General features: G+C 72.8%; 13 protein-coding genes. 2 read left to right on the top strand and 11 right to left on the bottom strand.

Annotation, left to right across the window (positions count from 1 at the left end; all coding sequences use genetic code 11):
• Positions 1 to 109: 109 nt before the first annotated feature.
• The gene (locus Q9S36_RS40995) at positions 110 to 2,929 is read right to left on the bottom strand and encodes an NB-ARC domain-containing protein (protein ID WP_311290510.1); all 2,820 of its coding nucleotides are present in this window, start codon (positions 2,927 to 2,929) and stop codon (positions 110 to 112) included.
• Positions 2,930 to 3,444: 515 nt separating this feature from the next.
• Here Q9S36_RS40995 and Q9S36_RS41000 point away from each other — a divergent pair.
• On the top strand, positions 3,445 to 4,083 hold the full coding sequence (locus Q9S36_RS41000) for a GNAT family N-acetyltransferase (RefSeq protein ID WP_311290511.1): 639 nt from the start codon (positions 3,445 to 3,447) through the stop codon (positions 4,081 to 4,083).
• On the opposite strand, the gene Q9S36_RS41005 is transcribed toward Q9S36_RS41000, so the two are convergent.
• Genes Q9S36_RS41005 through Q9S36_RS41030 form a run of 6 tightly spaced genes read right to left on the bottom strand, consistent with a single transcriptional unit; the run spans position 4,005 to position 11,263 of the window.
• Positions 4,005 to 5,399, bottom strand: coding sequence for an amidase (locus Q9S36_RS41005; RefSeq protein ID WP_311290512.1), 1,395 nt, complete (start codon positions 5,397 to 5,399; stop codon positions 4,005 to 4,007). The two genes, Q9S36_RS41000 and Q9S36_RS41005, sit on opposite strands and share 79 nt — an antisense overlap.
• On the bottom strand, positions 5,396 to 6,028 hold the full coding sequence (locus Q9S36_RS41010) for a carbon monoxide dehydrogenase subunit G (protein WP_311290513.1): 633 nt from the start codon (positions 6,026 to 6,028) through the stop codon (positions 5,396 to 5,398). The genes Q9S36_RS41005 and Q9S36_RS41010 overlap by 4 nt, the downstream gene beginning before the upstream one ends.
• A gap of 51 nt (positions 6,029 to 6,079) precedes the next feature.
• The gene (gene cutA / locus Q9S36_RS41015; RefSeq protein WP_311290514.1) at positions 6,080 to 8,491 is read right to left on the bottom strand and encodes an aerobic carbon-monoxide dehydrogenase large subunit; all 2,412 of its coding nucleotides are present in this window, start codon (positions 8,489 to 8,491) and stop codon (positions 6,080 to 6,082) included.
• Positions 8,488 to 8,988: a 2Fe-2S iron-sulfur cluster-binding protein gene (locus Q9S36_RS41020; RefSeq protein WP_311290515.1), complete on the bottom strand. Its 501-nt coding sequence runs from the start codon at positions 8,986 to 8,988 to the stop codon at positions 8,488 to 8,490. Before Q9S36_RS41020 ends, cutA begins: the two co-directional genes overlap by 4 nt.
• Positions 8,985 to 9,842: an FAD binding domain-containing protein gene (locus Q9S36_RS41025; RefSeq protein ID WP_311290516.1), complete on the bottom strand. Its 858-nt coding sequence runs from the start codon at positions 9,840 to 9,842 to the stop codon at positions 8,985 to 8,987. The genes Q9S36_RS41020 and Q9S36_RS41025 overlap by 4 nt, the downstream gene beginning before the upstream one ends.
• Complete coding sequence (locus tag Q9S36_RS41030) at positions 9,839 to 11,263, bottom strand: solute carrier family 23 protein (RefSeq protein ID WP_311290517.1); 1,425 nt, start codon at positions 11,261 to 11,263, stop codon at positions 9,839 to 9,841. Before Q9S36_RS41030 ends, Q9S36_RS41025 begins: the two co-directional genes overlap by 4 nt.
• A 177-nt stretch (positions 11,264 to 11,440) precedes the next feature.
• On the opposite strand from Q9S36_RS41030, the gene Q9S36_RS41035 reads away from it, so the two are divergent.
• Positions 11,441 to 11,914, top strand: coding sequence for a GNAT family N-acetyltransferase (locus Q9S36_RS41035; RefSeq protein ID WP_311290518.1), 474 nt, complete (start codon positions 11,441 to 11,443; stop codon positions 11,912 to 11,914).
• Between the two features lie 28 nt (positions 11,915 to 11,942).
• Here Q9S36_RS41035 and Q9S36_RS41040 read toward each other — a convergent pair whose 3' ends face one another.
• The 4 genes from Q9S36_RS41040 to Q9S36_RS41055 form a co-directional block, all read right to left on the bottom strand.
• Positions 11,943 to 12,476: a hypothetical protein gene (locus Q9S36_RS41040; protein ID WP_311290519.1), complete on the bottom strand. Its 534-nt coding sequence runs from the start codon at positions 12,474 to 12,476 to the stop codon at positions 11,943 to 11,945.
• A 104-nt stretch (positions 12,477 to 12,580) separates the two neighbouring features.
• Complete coding sequence (locus Q9S36_RS41045) at positions 12,581 to 13,999, bottom strand: HNH endonuclease signature motif containing protein (RefSeq protein ID WP_311290520.1); 1,419 nt, start codon at positions 13,997 to 13,999, stop codon at positions 12,581 to 12,583.
• Between the two features lie 116 nt (positions 14,000 to 14,115).
• Positions 14,116 to 14,379 (bottom strand): hypothetical protein, encoded by a 264-nt coding sequence (locus tag Q9S36_RS41050; protein ID WP_311290521.1) that lies wholly within the window; start codon positions 14,377 to 14,379, stop codon positions 14,116 to 14,118.
• Positions 14,380 to 14,433: 54 nt separating this feature from the next.
• The gene (locus Q9S36_RS41055; RefSeq protein ID WP_311290522.1) at positions 14,434 to 15,816 is read right to left on the bottom strand and encodes a hypothetical protein; all 1,383 of its coding nucleotides are present in this window, start codon (positions 15,814 to 15,816) and stop codon (positions 14,434 to 14,436) included.
• Positions 15,817 to 15,818: the final 2 nt, after the last annotated feature.

Here is a 15,818-nt window from a genome sequence, read left to right on the forward strand (position 1 = left end):
AGTTCTATGCCCGCGGCGCAGGCGGCCGCAAGGGGTTCGACGAAGGAAGTTCCACATACTCCGGGTTCCGGCGTGTCGTCCCCAGCCCGGGGGCGGTCCTCCCCAGGGATCAGCGCTTCTCCACACCTTCGTGCACAGGGCTGTGCACAGGTGACGGCTCCTGCTCCTGCCGCGGCGCGGGCACGGCGTCGTGCACCCGGCCGTCCCCGTCGAGGATCCGCGCCAGCACCTGGTCGAGCGTGAGCCGGGCACCCTCGGCGCGCAGCTCCTCGAACCGGTCGTCGCCCAGGCTCGCCCGGAGCAGCATGACGACGCGCGCATGCTCGGGCACGTCGCCGGGGTGCCGGCGGGCGCCGAGGACGCGGAGCGCCTCGTCGCCGGCGCCGATGAGGACGGCGCCGAGCTCCGAGCGGCCGAGGGCGTGCTCGGGACCGGCCAGCTGGGAGACCGTCCACGCCGCCATCAGCCGGCGACCCTGCGACCAGCAGATCCGCAGCGCCCGGTGGGTGAGCCGGCGCGCCTCCTCGTGGTCCCCGCGGTGGTCGGCCAGGTAGCTGAGGTTGGACAGGAACACGCTGACGTACATCTCGTCGCCCAGGGCGCTGGAGATCTGCAGGCCCTCCTCGTAGGCGTCCCGCGCCAGCTCGTCCAGGCCGGCGACACGGGTCAGCTCGCCGCGCACGTTGAGCACCTGCGCGACCAGCGCCGGACTCCCGACTCCGCGCCCGAGCGCCAGCGCCTCGTCGTTCATCGCGATCGAGCGCTCGACGTGTCCCACGTCCCCGATGTACGTCGCCGAGGTGACCGCCAGCCCGTAGGCGACGAGCCGGGTCTCCCCCAGCGCCCGGAACAGCTCGGTCGCGCGCTCCCAGTGACGGCGCGCGTCGGACCGGTCGGACGGGAAGGCCATGAAGCCCGCGGCGAGATGGATCCGCGCCGCCACGTAGGCATCCAGGTCGCCCTCCACGGCGAGCATCTCCTCGATCCAGCGCAGGCCCTCGGCGTGGTGGCCCTCGAGGAACCAGTACGCACCGAGGGCTGCGGTGATCCGCGCGGTCAGCGCCACGTCGCCGGACCGTGCCGCCCAGGCGTGAGCCGCACGGACCTCCTGCAGCATCTCGCCGATGTCGTCGAGCCACCGGTCGGTCGCGTCGGTCCAGCGTCGCTCGTAGAGGTCGTCGAGGCGGGAGGAGAAGTACGCCGCGTGGGCGGCGCGCGCCGCCTCCCGCTCGTGGTCTCCCAGCCGGGCGGCCGCCTGCTCGCGGACGAGGGAGAGCATCCCGAAGCGGGGCGCGTCGCGGTAGCCGGTGGTCCTGCGGACGAGGCTGTGGTCGACCAGTACGGTCAGCGGGTCGACCACGTCCCCGTCGGCCCACACCGCCTCGACGGCCTCGAGGGGCACGGCACCGTGGAAGACCGAGAACAGGTCGAAGAGCCGTCGCTCGGCCGGCCCGAGGAGCTGCAGGCTCCAGTCGATCGCCGCCGGGATGGTCTGCTGGCGGTCGGGGAGGTGGCGACCAGCGACGGCGGCCGAGCCGAGACGACTGGTCAGCCGCTCGCGCAGCAGCGCGGGCGACAGGGTGCGCAGGTGGCCGCCCGCGATCTCGATGGCGAGCGGCAGTCCGTCCACCGCCCGGCAGATGGCGGCGACGTCGTCGACGTGGGCGGCCAGATCGAAGGTGGGGTCGACCGCGGTCGCGACCTGGTCGAACAGCGCGAGGGCGTCGGCGAGCCCGTGCGTGCCGTGGCCGGCCTCGAGCGTCAGCGGATGCACCTCGTAGACGCACTCCCCCGCGACCCGGAGCCGGGCCCGGCTGGTCACCAGCACCCGGAGGTCGGCGGACCACTGCAGCATCCGTGCGACGAGGTCTGCCGCCTCGACCACGTGCTCGAAGTTGTCGAGGACCAGCAGCAGCGACTGACGTTGCAGCGCCTCCTCGAGCATCTGGACCACGTTGGCGTTGTCACCGGAGCGCACGCCGAGCTCGCTGACGGTCAGCTCGGCGACGAGACCGGGGTCGGCGACCTTGGTCAGGTCGACGTAGCAGGTCCGCCGGCCCGTCGCCTCGGCCCAGCCGTGCGCCACCTCGGCGGCGAGCCGCGTCTTGCCGACCCCACCGATGCCGACCAGCGTCACGAGGCGGTGGTCCTCCATCAAGGTCAGCACCGCCGTCACGTCGCGCTCGCGTCCCACGGTGGGGGTGGCGGGGCGGGGCACCCGGCTCGCGCCGGTGCCGTGGACCGGGCTCGCCGGCTCGACCGCCGGCATGGCGCTGGCACGCGCGTGCAGCTCCCGCGCCGCGGGCCCCGGCTCCAGACCGAGCTCGTCGCGCCAGAGGCGGGCCATCGCGTCGAGCTCGCGCAACGCCTGGGCTCGGTTGCCCGACTCGACGTGCTGCTGGACCAGCCTCAGGTGGGCCTCCTCGTCGAGGGGCTCGGCGACCACGAGCTCGGCCCAGCGGCCGGCCGACCTGAGCAGGTCGAGGTAGGCCACCCGCAGGCGCTCGCGCTCGGCCTCGGCCCACGGCTCGTAGAGGTCCTCGGGGAGCAGGTCGCCGCGGTAGAGCTCGATCGCCTCCGCGACCGACGACGGGTCGCCCGCCACCCGGTCGAACCGCTCGACGTCCACGACGACCTCCGCGTCGGGCAGGAGCGTGACGACGTCCCCGGCCAGGACGACCGCGGTCGGGACGCCCATCGCCGTACGGGCGTAGTGGGCGGCCTTGTGCAGCCGGGGTGCCGCCTGCTCGAGCAGCAGGTCCGGCCACAGCAGGTCGACCACCTGCTCGCGGGGCAGCTGGCGGGCCGGCCGCAGGGCGAGCAGCTTCACCAGCGTGGCCGCGCTCCGACGGCTCCACGCCTGCGCGGCGACGGCGCGGCCGTCGACGACGACCGCGAATCCTCCGAGGAGGTTGATGTCGACGTGCACCGCACCCTCCCAGCCACGAGCGATGCGACTCTACGCCCGCGGCGGCGGGTGGTTCGACGCCATTGCCCTGGGATCAGCGCGCAGTGCCCACCGGCCGGAGCGCCTCGAGGTGCTGGACCTCGTCGGCCATCGCCGCGCTCAGGCGGTGGAGCAGCGCGCGGATCCCCGCTGCGTCCCAGTCGTAGGCCGTCGAGGACGACGACGTCGTCCTGGTTCGTGGCGCTCGTGGCGAGCGGTGTGACCGGCTCGTCCTCGCGACTCCTGGCGAGGAGGTTGGCGGGCCGGCCTTCCGCGGTCCTTCCCGAATCCTTCCGCGGCGCGGACCGGGCTGGGGAAGGGCGCCGGAAGGACGTCGGCACACCCTCGGTGCGACCAGAAGGAATCGATCAGGAGCACCTCATGCACCACGCACTCAGCACCACCCTGGCGAGCGCCCGCGAACGCGAGCTCCGCGCCGTCGTACGCCGTCCCGAGCGCCTGATGGCCCGGCTGCTCGAGCTGGAGAAGGAGGCATCGTGAACCACCACGTGCACGTCACCGTCCGCCTCGCGGACGGTGGCTCCGTGCTCCTGCGCCCGCTCTCCGGCGGCGAGGTCTCCGTCGTCGAGACCGTCTTCGAGGGCCTCTCGTCGCAGTCGCGGCGACGACGCTTCCTCGTCCCGATGCCGCGCCTGCCGGGCGGGCACCGCCGGGCGCTCGCGGACGTCGACGGCGAGCGCCACGTCGCGTGGGTCGCGCTCGTCGACGGCGTGCCGGTCGGGATCTGCCGCTACGTGCGGACCTCCCCCGACGCCGCGGAGCTGGCCTTCGAGGTCGTCGACGCGCACCAGGGCCGCGGCATCGGCTCGGCCCTCGTGGACGCCGTGACCACGGTCGCCCGCGCGAACGGCATCACCTGGCTGGAGGCGACGGTCGAGCCCGGCAACGCGGCGTCGGAGGCGCTGCTCACCCGCGCCGGCGTCCGGCTGGTGTCCGTCGACGGCCTGCTGGAGGGCGGCGGGGAGCCCCGGCCGGTCCGGTGGTCGTCACCGGTGAACCCGCGCGCCGTGCTCGCCCTCGCCGCCGCGCCGGCCGCTCAGCCCGCGAGCAGCTCCTCGACAGCCGCAGCGACCTCCAGCAGCTGGCGGTCCGAGCCGTGCCTGGCGACCAGTTGAACCCCCACGGGGAGTCCGTCGGGCGTAGCGCCGGCCGGCACGGAGATCGCCGGGCACCCGGTGACCGTGATGAAGTACGCCGAGCGCATCCACGCCAGGTAGTCCGGCATCTGCTGGCCGTTGATGGTCTCGGGGAACTCCTGCTCGACCGGGAACGGCGGGACCTGTGAGGTCGGCAGCAGCAGCACGTCGTGCCGCTCGAAGAACAGGCGCATCGTCTCGGCCAATGCGGTGCGCTGGGTGTAGGCCCGGGCCACGTCCGCGCCGGTGAGGGACTCCCCGGCCCGGATGTTGGCCTCCAGGGACGGCTTGAACGACGTGGGGTGCTGGGCCAGCAGGTCGGCGAACTTCGCCTGGAAGTGCCACGCCCGCAGGGTGCGGAAGGTGTCGTCGGCGAGCGACAGGTCGGGGTGGGAGTCCTCGAGCGCCGCGCCGGCGTCGGCGAGCCGGCCCGCCGTGGCGCGTACGACGTGCGCGACCGCGTCGTCGACCACCAGCGCGCCGCCGAGGTCCACCGAGCAGGCCACCCGCAGCCCGGCGAGCGGGGCCGGGGCCAGCGGGGGCGCGAAGGTCGAGCCGGGGTCGCCCAGCGCGTGCGGCGCGCGGGGGTCGGGCCCGGCGATCACCGACAGCAGGAGTGCCAGGTCGCCGACGTTGCGCGCCATCGGACCGCCGACCGAGGTGGTCTCCCACTGGTTGTAGAGCGGCCACTCCGGGACCCGGGCCCACGACGGGCGCATGCCGACGACGCCGCAGAACGACGCCGGGTTGCGCAGCGAGCCGCCCATGTCGGAGCCGTCGGCCAGCGGCACCATGCCGGAGGCCAGCGCGCACGCCGCTCCCCCGCTGGACCCGCCCGCGGATCGCGACGGGTCGACCGGGTTGCGGGTGACGCCGAAGACGGTGTTGAAGGTGTGCGACCCGGCCGCGAACTCCGGCACGTTGGTCTTGCCGACGAACACCGCACCTGCCCGGCGTACCCGCTCGACGAGCAGGTCGTCGTGGTCGGCGACCGCATCGGCGAAGATCGGCGAGCCGTAGGTCGTGCGCCAGCCCGCCAGCGCGTGGGTGTCCTTCACGGCGAAGGGCAGCCCGTGCAACGGGCCGACCTCCTCGCCCGAGGCCTGGGCCTGGTCGGCCACGGCGGCGGCCTGACGGGCACGCTCTGCGTCGAGCGAGACGATCGCGTTGAGCTCGGGGTTGCGCTGCTCGATCCGGTCGAGGTGCAGCTCGAGCAGCTCGGCCGCGGAGATCTCGCCGGAGCGTACGGCGGCGGCCTGGGCCCGGGCGGTGGACTCGACGGTGACGTCGGTCATCGCCGGCGACCGAAGATCCCGCCCACCACGACGCCCAGGACCACGAGCCCGGCACCGACGGCGACGCCGGTGAGGAACTCCTGCCGGGAGCCGGCCGCGGCCGACGTCGCGGGGGCGGTGAAGACCTGGCCGACGGCGGCGGGCTGGGCCTGCTGCGTCCCGGCGGCCTCGGCAGCCGCCGGGACCGCCGGTCCACCCTTGATCGCGGCGTCGACGTTGCCGAAGAACTCCCCCGCCATCCGGCGCGAGACACTGGTCAGCATCCGCTGGCCGACCCCGCCGATCATGCCGCCGACGACCGCGTCGGCGTCGTAGGAGACCTTCGTCGAGGAGCCCTCCGGGGCGAAGCGGACGTTGACGGTGGCGCCGATGGTGCCCGGGGCGCCCGCGCCGTCGAGCTTCATCACGAGCGACTCGTGCTCGACCAGGTCGGTCAGCACGCACGAGCCGGCGTAGGTGCCCTTGATCGAGGCGACACCCGCGGTCACGGTCATGGCGTACGCGTTGTCCCCGGTCGCCTCGAGGCGCTCGCAGCCCGGGATGGTGCGGACGAGCACGGCCGGGTCGAGCAACGCGTCCCACGCCTGCTCGACGGGCGCGTCCAGGACGTTCTCTCCGGTGAACTTCATGAGGTGGCTCCTAGTAGGGGGTGTGGTTTCGAGGCTCGCTGCGCTCGCACCTCAACCACCAGACGAACCGTCGGCGTGCGCGAGGCGCAGGGCGAAGAGCTCGGACGGCGAGATGGGCATCGCGGTGATCGCCAGCTCCGGGTGGTGGGGCCGCTCGGCGTCCTCGATGGCCGCGGCGAAGACGGCGGCCGACGGGATCACGCCCGCCTCGCCGGCGCCCTTGATGCCGAGCGGGTTGAGCGGCGAGGGCGTCTCGAGGTGGTCGATGTCGATCGTGGTCGGCACCTCGGTGACGTAGGGCATCAGGAAGTCCATGAACGACGCGTTGAGCAGCTGTCCCGACTCGTCGTAGGCCATCCGCTCGTAGAGCGCGCCGCCGACACCCTGGGCCACGCCGCCGTGGATCTGGCCCTCGACGATCATCGGGTTGATGAGGTGGCCGCAGTCGTGGACGACGGCGTACTTGAGGATCGTGATCTCGGCGGTCTCGGGGTCGGTCTCGACGATCACGGCGTGCATGCCGCTGGCGAACGTCGAGCGCGGCGGGGAGTAGAAGTCCTTGCCCTCCAGGCCGGGCTCGTCGTCCTCGGCGACCGGCGGCTTGCCGGGGTCGCCGACGGAGAACTGCGTAGCGGCCTTGGACGCCTCGTCGAAGGCGTAGCGCAGCGGGTTGGACAGCACGGCGACCGTCCCGAGGTCGATCGAGGCGTCGGTGCCGCGCACGGAGACGACACCGTCGGCGATCTCCAGGTCGTCCTCGGACGCCTCGAGCGCCTCGGCGGCGATGCGCAGGGCCTTCTCGCGGGCGCGGAGGGCGGCGAGGTGGATCGCCGAGCCGCTCATCACCGCCGCGCGGGAGGCGAAGGTGCCCACGGCGTACGGCATCTTCCGGGTGTCGCCGGTGGTGATCTCGACGTCCTCGAAACGCACGCCGAGGGCGTCGGCGACGATCTGCGCGAACGCGGTCTGGTGCCCCTGGCCCTGGGTGGTCAGGCCGGTCGCGACCTTGACCTTGCCGGACGTCTCGATGTGCACGTGCGCCCCTTCGTAGGGGCCGACGCCGGTGCCCTCGACGTAGCAGGCCAGGCCGATGCCGACCCTCCGGCCCTGGGCCGCCATCTCGGCGCGGAAGTCCTCGAACTCGTCCCAGCTGACCAGCTCCTTGAGCTTGGCCAGCGACGCCGGGTAGTCGCCGGAGTCGTAGGTGAGCTCGCGACCGTCCTGGAAGACCAGGCCGTGCTCGTAGGGGAACTCGTCGGGCTGGATGAAGTTGGTCGAGCGGACCTCGGTGCGGTCCTTGCCGAGGTACTCCGCGATCGCGTCCATGGTCCGTTCCATCACGAAGCATCCCTGCGGGCGGCCGGCGCCGCGGTAGGGGGTGACGATCACGGTGTTGGTGTAGAGCGACTCGAAGACGACGCGGTAGTTCTGCGGCTTGTAGGGGCCGAGCAGCTGGGTCGAGGTGATGATCGGGACGATCAGGCCGTACGGCGTGTAGGCGCCGTGGTCGTGCCAGAACTCGACGTTGAGCCCGAGCACCCGGCCGTCGTCGTCGAAGCCGACCTCGACGACGTGCTGCTGGGCCCGCTCGTGGGCGGAGGAGATGAAGTGCTCGCGCCGGTCCTCGGTGAACTTCACCGGCCGGCCGAGCGTCATCGCCGCCAGCGGCACCAGGAGCTCCTCGGGCCACGGGTGCACGACCTTGACGCCGAAGCCGCCGCCCACGTCGGGGGTGACCACGTCGACCCTGGCGAGGTCGAGGCCGAGCTTGGCCGCCACGCAGCCGCGGACGCCGGTGGAGGTCTGGGTCGACGACCAGACGGTGAGGCGGCTCGTGTCGGGGTCCCACCGGGCGACGGTGCCGCGGCCCTCCATCGGCGTACAGGCCGAGCGCTCGATGTCGAGGTCGAGGGCGAGGGTGTGCGGGGCGGCGGCGATGGCGGCGCGGGCGTCGCCGTTCTCCTGCTCCATCCGCGCGCCGACGTTGCCGGGAACGTCGTCGTGGACCAGCCTCGTGGCGGCCCGCGCGGCGGCGATGCCGACCACGGGCTCGAGGTGCTCGTAGTCGACGCGGATCCGCGAGACGGCGTCCTCGGCGACGTAGCGGTCGACGGCGACGACGAAGGCGATCGCCTCGCCGACGTAGTTCACCTCGTCCCTGGCGAGGGCGTACTGGGTGCGCCCGTGGGTGAGCGTCGGGTGCGGGATGAGCAGCGGCAGCGGGTCGGCCATCGGGCCGGTGAGGTCGTCCCACGTCCACACCGCCAGCACGCCCTCGATGTCGAGCACGTCGGAGACGTCGATGTCGACGATGCGGGCGTGGGCGTGGGGCGAGCGCAGCACCGCGGAGTGCAGCAGCCGCGGGTCGTCGTGCAGCAGGTCGTCGACGTAGCGGCCCTGCCCCCGCAGGAACCGCTGGTCCTCCACGCGCGGCACCTTGGCGCCGAACATCTTGGTGGTCACACGTCACCCCGCTGGATCTCGGCCGCCCGGAGCACCGACTTCACGATGTTCTGGTAGCCGGTGCAGCGGCAGAGGTTGCCGGCGATCATCTCGCGCGCCTCGTCCTCGGTGGGGTCGGGGTTGTCGCGCAGCCCGGCGGTGATCGTGGTGAGGAAGCCGGGGGTGCAGAAGCCGCACTGCAGGCCGTGGCAGTCCGAGAAGCCCTGCTGGACCGGGGACAACGAGCCGTCGCTCTCGGTCAGGCCCTCGACCGTGGTGATCTCGGCGTCGACCGCGGAGACGGCGAACATCAGGCACGAGCGCACCGGGGTGCCGTCGACGAGCACCGTGCAGGCGCCGCACACGCCGTGCTCGCACCCGACGTGGGTGCCGGTCAGGCCGCAGTCGTGGCGCAGCGCGTCGGACAGCAGGCGCCGTGCCGGCACCTGCACCTCGTGGACGGACCCGTTGACGTGCAGCCGCACGTCGTGGAGCTCCTCGGCGGACGGGACACTCATGGGTTCTTCCTCCGGCGTGCGTGGTCGGTGGCCGCCGCGAGGACCTTCGGCACCAGCACCTTCACGAGGTGGGCGCGGTAGGCGGCGGTGGCGTGGATGTCGTCGGCAGGATCGAGCTCGGCCAGCGCCCGGCCGGCGGGGTCGTCGAGGGAGTCGCTCACGTCGACGACGACGGGCACGTCGCTGACGGACACGAAGCCGAGCCGCGCGCGGGTGACGTCGTCGCCCTCGGTCTCGACCACGGCGGCGACGCCGACCAGGGCGTAGTCGCCGTGGCGCCGGGCGATCTCCTGGAACGCGACGCCCGCACCGTCGGGCAGCGACGGGAAGAACGCCTCGACGGCGATCTCGTCGTGGGCGAGCGTCGACTCGAGCGGACCGGCGAACAGCTCCGCGGCCGGGATCGTACGACGACCCCGCACTGACGCGACGTCGACCGAGCCCTCCAGCAGCCGGAGCACCATCGGCATCTCGGCGGCCGCGTCGGCGTGGACCAGCGAGCCGACCGTGGTGCCGCGGTTGCGGATCGTCGGGTGCGCCACGTGGCTCAGCGCCATGGCGACCAGCGGCTGGACCTCGGCCGCCTCGGCGGAGGCCAGGACGTCCGCGTGGCGGGCGAGGGCCCCGACCCTCACACCACCGCCCCCGGCCACGGAGGCGTCACAAGTGACGTCTCCGAGGCCCGGCAGGGCGTTGATGTCGACGAGCATCGAGGGGGCGGCCAGCCGCATGGACAACAGCGGGACCAGGGACTGGCCGCCGGCCAGCACCTTCGCCCCCTGCTCCCCCGCGAGCGCCGCGAGGGCTTCCTCGAGGGTGGACGGACGCAGGTAGGCGAAGGGTGCGGGCTTCATCGCGGAGCGGGACCTCCCGAGGCCACGTCGTCGACGCCCTCGTCGTAGTCGGGGTGGCTGAGGTTGCGGGTGACGGTGCCCGCCCCGTCGCCGCCCCGGCCCTTGACCATGTGGAAGAAGACGATGACGAGGATCGTGCCGAGCGCGATGCCGCCGAGCTCGAAGTCGTCGCCGAAGGTGAGCGTGACGCCGCCGATACCGGCGATCAGGCCGGCGGCGAGGCCGACCATGTTGACCGGGTTGCCGAAGTCGATGTTGTTCTCGACCCAGATCTTGGCGCCCACCAGGCCGATCATTCCGTAGAGCACGACCGTGATCCCGCCCAGGACCCCGCCCGGAGTCGCGTTGACGATCGCCCCGAACTTCGGGCACAGGCCGAGCAGGATCGCGACGACCGCGGCGACGTAGTAGGCGGCCGAGGAGTAGACCCGGGTGGCGCCCATGACGCCGATGTTCTCGGCGTACGTCGTGGTGGGCGAGCCGCCGAAGGCGCTGGCGAACGCGGTGGCGACGCCGTCGGCGCCGATCGCGCGGCCCATGTAGGGGTCGAGGTTCTCGCCGGTCATCTCGGCGACGGCCTTGACGTGACCGGTGTTCTCGGCGACGAGGGCGATGACACCCGGGAGGACCAGGAGGATCGCGGTCAGCGAGAAGGACGGGCCGTGGACCACGGACACGCCGTCGGCCAGGGTGCCGCTCGGGAGGCCGATCCAGTCCGCGGCCTGGACGCCGGCCCAGGACACGCGGTCGTGCTCGGTCGCCTCGGTGGCACCGCCGAGCACCGACGTGATGGGGCCGAACACGAGGTCGGCGACGTAGGAGAGGAGGTAGCCGAAGATCAGCGCGAGGAAGACCGCGATGCGCGACCAGAAGCCCGGCAGCACGACGGCCGCGAAGACCATGAACGCCGCGGTGAGCAGGGCGATCCACTGGTCCTGCGGCCAGTAGATGCCGGCGACGACGGGCGCGAGGTTGAAGCCGATCAGCATGACCACGGCGCCGGTGACGGCCGGCGGCAGGATCTTGTGGATCAGCTCCGCCCCGGCGAAGTGCACCAGCACGCCGACCGCGGCGAGCACGAGGCCGCCGACCAGGATCGCGCCGGTGACGTACGACGAGTCGTTGCCCTCGTCGAGGGCACGGATCGCGGCGACGGACGCGACGAAGGAGGCGCTGGTGCCGAGGTAGCTAGGGACCCGGTTCTGCACGATGAGCAGGAACAGGATCGTGCACAGACCCGAGAACATGATGGCGAGGTTGGCGTCGAGCCCCATCACCAGCGGGAACACGAAGGTGGCGCCGAACATGGCGACCACGTGCTGGGCCCCGAGGCCGATCGTCTTGCCCCACGGCAGGCGCTGGTGCGGGAGCACCGCCTCGCCGGGAGCGGGATCGACCACGTCCCACTTGAACATCGACATGAGCAAGGCCTCCAGATTTCGCAGGGGTGGTTACCCGAGAAGCCACAAACTAGTGCGCCACATCACACACCCTCACTGGCGACATCTGCCGAAGGAACGCCGTGGGTGATGACAAGTTCTTCGGCGGTTCCAGGTGGTGCCTGTCGGCAGGGAGGCGGCACCCATACCGTGCAGGACATGGCACCGTCCGCCCCCGTCGCACCCGTCGGCCTGCGTCGCGCGAGCGCCGCGGACGCCGCAGCGATGGCGGCCGTCGCCGAGGCGGCGTACTCCCCCTACGTCGCTCGGATGGGCGGGCTCCGACCGGGGCCGATGGACACCGACTACGCCTCCGCCGTCGAGGACTCCGAGGCGTGGGTCGCGGTCGAGGACGGCGAGGTGGTGGGTTTCGTGCTCCTCGTCGAGGAGGACGACGTCCTGCTGCTGGAGAACGTCGCCGTCGTCCCCTCCCACCACGGACGCGGGGTCGGCCGCCGGCTCCTCGAGCACGCCGAGGCGCGTGCCCGCGCCCTCGGCCGCACCCGGGTCCGGCTCTACACCCACGTCACGATGGTCGAGAACCAGGCGCTCTACGAGCGGATCGGGTACGTCGCGACCGGCCGGACCACGGAGCACGGCTTCACCCGGGTGTTCTACGAGAAGCGGCTCTGAAGCTCCTGCACGGCGGCGTCGCGCGAGGTCACCGCTCCGCGACGCGGACGGTCATGTCGATCCCGTTGTCCGAGTCCTCCGGGACCCCCACGACGCCGCCGAGCACCCCGACGACGACACCGATCGCGACGAGACCGCGGATCGAGGCGCCGAGGCGGGAGGGCGGGCGGGTGCGCTGCCAGGCGTACCACGGCGTCCGTCCGAACCTGTACAGCGCGACCAGCGCGACGACGGTGGTGGCCAGGGAGGCCAGGGCGACGATCGCCTCGCGCAACCCGTCGAGGTACCCCAGCCCGACGCACTCCGCGACGAGCGACACCACCAGCACGATCCAGGCGAGGGCCACCCGGACCGGGCGGGCCCGGATGACGCCGGCGGCGACGTAGCCGACCAGCAGCGCGCCGAGCGCCATCGAGCCCAGCAGCGAGACGCCGTTGACCTGGTTCACGCCGCGATCGGCGAGCACCACCACCTGGCCCGCCAGCGACGCCCATGCCAGCACTGCGATCTCGGTCGGCAGCGGCGGCGTGGGCTGCTGCTCGGTCTCCCCGTCCATGTCCACGGGCGGGATCCTCGCACCGACGCCGGTCCCGCGTGCTGCGATCCGTCCTTCCGGCGCGCCGCTCGACCCCGCCATCGTGGGGACTGGCGGGGTGCGGGGCGGGGTCATGGTCGGTCGGGCGGCTGTGCCTCCGCGATCGGACTGCTCCCGCTGTGGTCGCGTCGGTAGTGGTGGCCGTGAGGGCTGGTCCACTCGAACACACCAGGCGCGACCATCCGGTAGCGCCAGGCGGTGTGGGTCTTCAACCGGTGGTGCGACCGGCACAAGCACGCGAGGTTCGACGTGGTGGTCGGGCCGGGCTGGGGTCGGCCCTCGGCCACGGCGTCGTGGTCGAATTCGACGATGTGGTCGACGTCCGAGCGGCGGGCGGGTCGGGTGCACCACGGGAACACGCACGTGCGGTCCCGGAGAACGACCTGCTCGCGGATGCGGTCGGGGATGGCGTAGCCCGATGCGCTCAGCTCGGCAGCCAGGTCGATGACCGGCTTGATGGTCACCTTCGTGTGCGAGTCACCGCACCGCGCCCGCACCTGGTCGAGCAGCACCAGCCGCTGGCCCTCCTCGATTCGGCCGGTCGGACCGAACACCGTCCTCGTGCCTTCGGTGGTGGCACCGACGGTCGACGCGTCGAAGTGGGCGTGGATCACGACCTCGCGGGCGGCCGGCAGGTCGGCCGGCTTCCGTTCGGTGCCGGTGTCGTTGGCAGTAGCGGCTGAGAGGTCGAGGGCGGTCTGGATGCGGGCCAGGTCACCCAGCGCCTTGGCCCGACGCACGTCGAGCGACTCCGCCGACCCCAGCGCCTTCAGCGCCGCAGCACCCCGCGACACGGCATGACCCAGGTCGAGGGCGTCCGCGATGTCGAGCTCGGCCTCGACGCGCATCGTGCCCGCGAAGTGCACGTCCTCCTCGTCGATCGTCACGTGCCGCGGATCCACCGCGAGGTAGCCGTCCTCCGGATCCGCTGCCGGGTCGTCGGTGGCCAGGTCGTACCGCTTGATCGCCTCCGCGACCAGCCGGTCCAGCTGCGCCGGAGCAACCCGCCCGGCCACGGCAGCGACCTGCGAGTCGACGAACGCCGCCGCCTCGGGCGTGAGGGCCGGCGTCGTGTGGATGGTGACCTCCGCGACCGACCGGGCCCGCCACGCCGGCACCACACCCGCCTGCACCAGGTCCCACAACCGCGGCAGCCGATGACGCAGCTCCAACGCGTGGCCGATGAGCTTCTTCGCACCAGTCGACGACATCCCCAGGACCGCACCGAGCTCCGGGATGCAGAACTCCGCCACCAACGGCGCACCCACACCCGCGATCGGCTCCTCGTGCTCACACCCCGCCACCGCGAACGTCGCGGCCGAGTGGATCGACTCCGGCGGATGCAGGTCCGCCCACCGCCCCGCGAGTTCCAGGAGATCAGCGGCAGCACGCTCCTCGGCCGCCTTGCGCTCGCGGATCGAAGCGAGCAGCGCACCGGCCGAGAGGTCGTCCGCGACCTCCACCGCCTCCCGCTCCAGCACTTCGATCATGTGTTCGAAACTACGGCAACCCACCGACACTCACCCCGCTCCGAACACCACCTGTGGAGACGTCCCGTGACGGAACTCCGCCCCTCTCGACCACCGGTGGAAGAGCCGGGCGCGGATCAGCCCTGGTAGGGCGGAGCGACACCCCAGCCCCAGCGCGGCGTGGGTGCGTGCTCGACCGGGGCGGCGCCGGGCTGGGAGTTCTCCATGGCGAGGCGGGTGCCCCACTCGAGGTAGCCGATGATCGCGGCGCGGAACTCGGGGTCGGCCGGGAGGTCGGCCTCGACCCGGTCGTAGAAGCAGTCGATCATCCGGCGCAGCGGGACCAGACCGCCGGCCCAGTCGTACAACGTCGGCAGCCCGGGCTCGTCCACTCCGCTCATGGGCTCCATGGTGGCCCGGGTCACCGGCCCACCGCACCCAACATTCCGGGTCCCTCAGCCCGACCCACGCACCGCCGACAGCCGCCCCCTGGCGCCCGCCCACGGCAGGACGGCGTACTGAACGAGAGGCGAGGCGAGGAAGTAGCTCGTCATCCGGCCGATCGTGATGCTCGCGGCGTCGGTGCCCGCGGTCACGGCCACGGTCGTGCCGGCCGGCTGCGTCCACACGGCGTCGCTCGGCTCGCGCAGCCGCCCCCTGGCGCCCAGGTCGAACGACGTGGCCGTGACCGTGGCGGTCTCGGCACCGCGTTGCTGTGCGGTGCGGGCGACGACACCGTGCCCGTCGGCGGCCACCGAGAGGTCGAGGGTGTCGCCCGGGACGACGGACTCGTCGAGCGCGCTCGCCCCGCCCAGGCGGGTCACGGACGGCTGGCGGCGGGTGGGCGCCCACGTCGCGAGCCAGGGCCGCACCGAGCGCCGGTCGCCCACGGTGAGCCAGGTCGCCACACCCGCGCTGGCCTGGGTGATTCCGGCCGACACCTCGCGCACGTCTCGGCTCCAGCGGGACGGGGACCAGGACCGCGGGTCCCGCGGCGTGCCGGACAGCAGCAGGACACGCTCGGCACGGCCGTCGAGCTTCCCGGTCGAGCGGGACTGCACGGCGGCGGCGACGATGCGACCGTCCGCCACGTCGATGCGTCCGGGCGCGATGCCGCCGTCCGGGTCGGCCAGCCGGTGACGTACCGTCCAGCGACCGCGTGCGTCGCTGTAGGTCTCGATGCGCATCCGCCCGCCGAACCAGTAGCCGGGCTCGTCCTCGAATCCCGACCCGCGCAGCGTGACGACGTTGCCGGAGTCGTCGACCGCCGCGACGAGGTCGTCGCCGCCCAGCCCGAGCTCGGGACGCCGCAGGTCACGCCAGCCGAGGTCGGCGTGGTAGCTGGTCAGGTGGTGCGGACGGCCGTAGCGGCTGTTCGTGGCGAAGAGGACGTACTGCCCCTGCGGGGAGTAGTCGAGAGAGGCCAGGGCTCCCTCCGACTGGACCCGCCACACCCATCCGTCGTCGCCGGTCCACACCAGCTCGACCAGCCGCGTGGGCGGGTCCTCGAACCCGGTCGTCTGCCGGCACTCCACGGCGACGGCGAGGTTGCCGAGCGACGTCACCGCCTCGACCGGGCGACAGTCCTCAGCGCCCTCGACGGTCATCACCTCGGTGCGCGGGCCCTCGCTGCCGGCGACCACGCGCTGGTCGTGGATCGTCGCCTCGTCCGGCCCGCCGATGCTGATCAGGGCCACGGTCTCGTTGTCCAGCGCGACCGCCAAGGCGTGGTCCCCCACCTCGCGCAGAGGGGTCCAGTCGGCTGCGACGGCTGCGGTCGGTGTGACGAGGGTCGACACCATGGCGGCGACCAGCAAGACGTACGACAGGCGGCGCACGG

This window comes from Microbacterium sp. ARD31 (genome assembly GCF_031844425.1).

Bases quoted from the DNA above. Each gene is read 5' to 3' on its own strand.
- Q9S36_RS41005 (WP_311290512.1), bottom strand. From the start codon at position 5,399: ATGACCGACGTCACCGTCGAGTCCACCGCCCGGGCCCAGGCCGCCGCC.
- Q9S36_RS41010 (WP_311290513.1), bottom strand. From the start codon at position 6,028: ATGAAGTTCACCGGAGAGAACGTCCTGGACGCGCCCGTCGAGCAGGCG.
- Q9S36_RS41020 (WP_311290515.1), bottom strand. From the start codon at position 8,988: ATGAGTGTCCCGTCCGCCGAGGAGCTCCACGACGTGCGGCTGCACGTC.
- Q9S36_RS41025 (WP_311290516.1), bottom strand. From the start codon at position 9,842: ATGAAGCCCGCACCCTTCGCCTACCTGCGTCCGTCCACCCTCGAGGAA.
- Q9S36_RS41030 (WP_311290517.1), bottom strand. From the start codon at position 11,263: ATGTCGATGTTCAAGTGGGACGTGGTCGATCCCGCTCCCGGCGAGGCG.
- Q9S36_RS41035 (WP_311290518.1), top strand. From the start codon at position 11,441: ATGGCACCGTCCGCCCCCGTCGCACCCGTCGGCCTGCGTCGCGCGAGC.
- Q9S36_RS41045 (WP_311290520.1), bottom strand. From the start codon at position 13,999: ATGATCGAAGTGCTGGAGCGGGAGGCGGTGGAGGTCGCGGACGACCTC.
- Q9S36_RS41050 (WP_311290521.1), bottom strand. From the start codon at position 14,379: ATGAGCGGAGTGGACGAGCCCGGGCTGCCGACGTTGTACGACTGGGCC.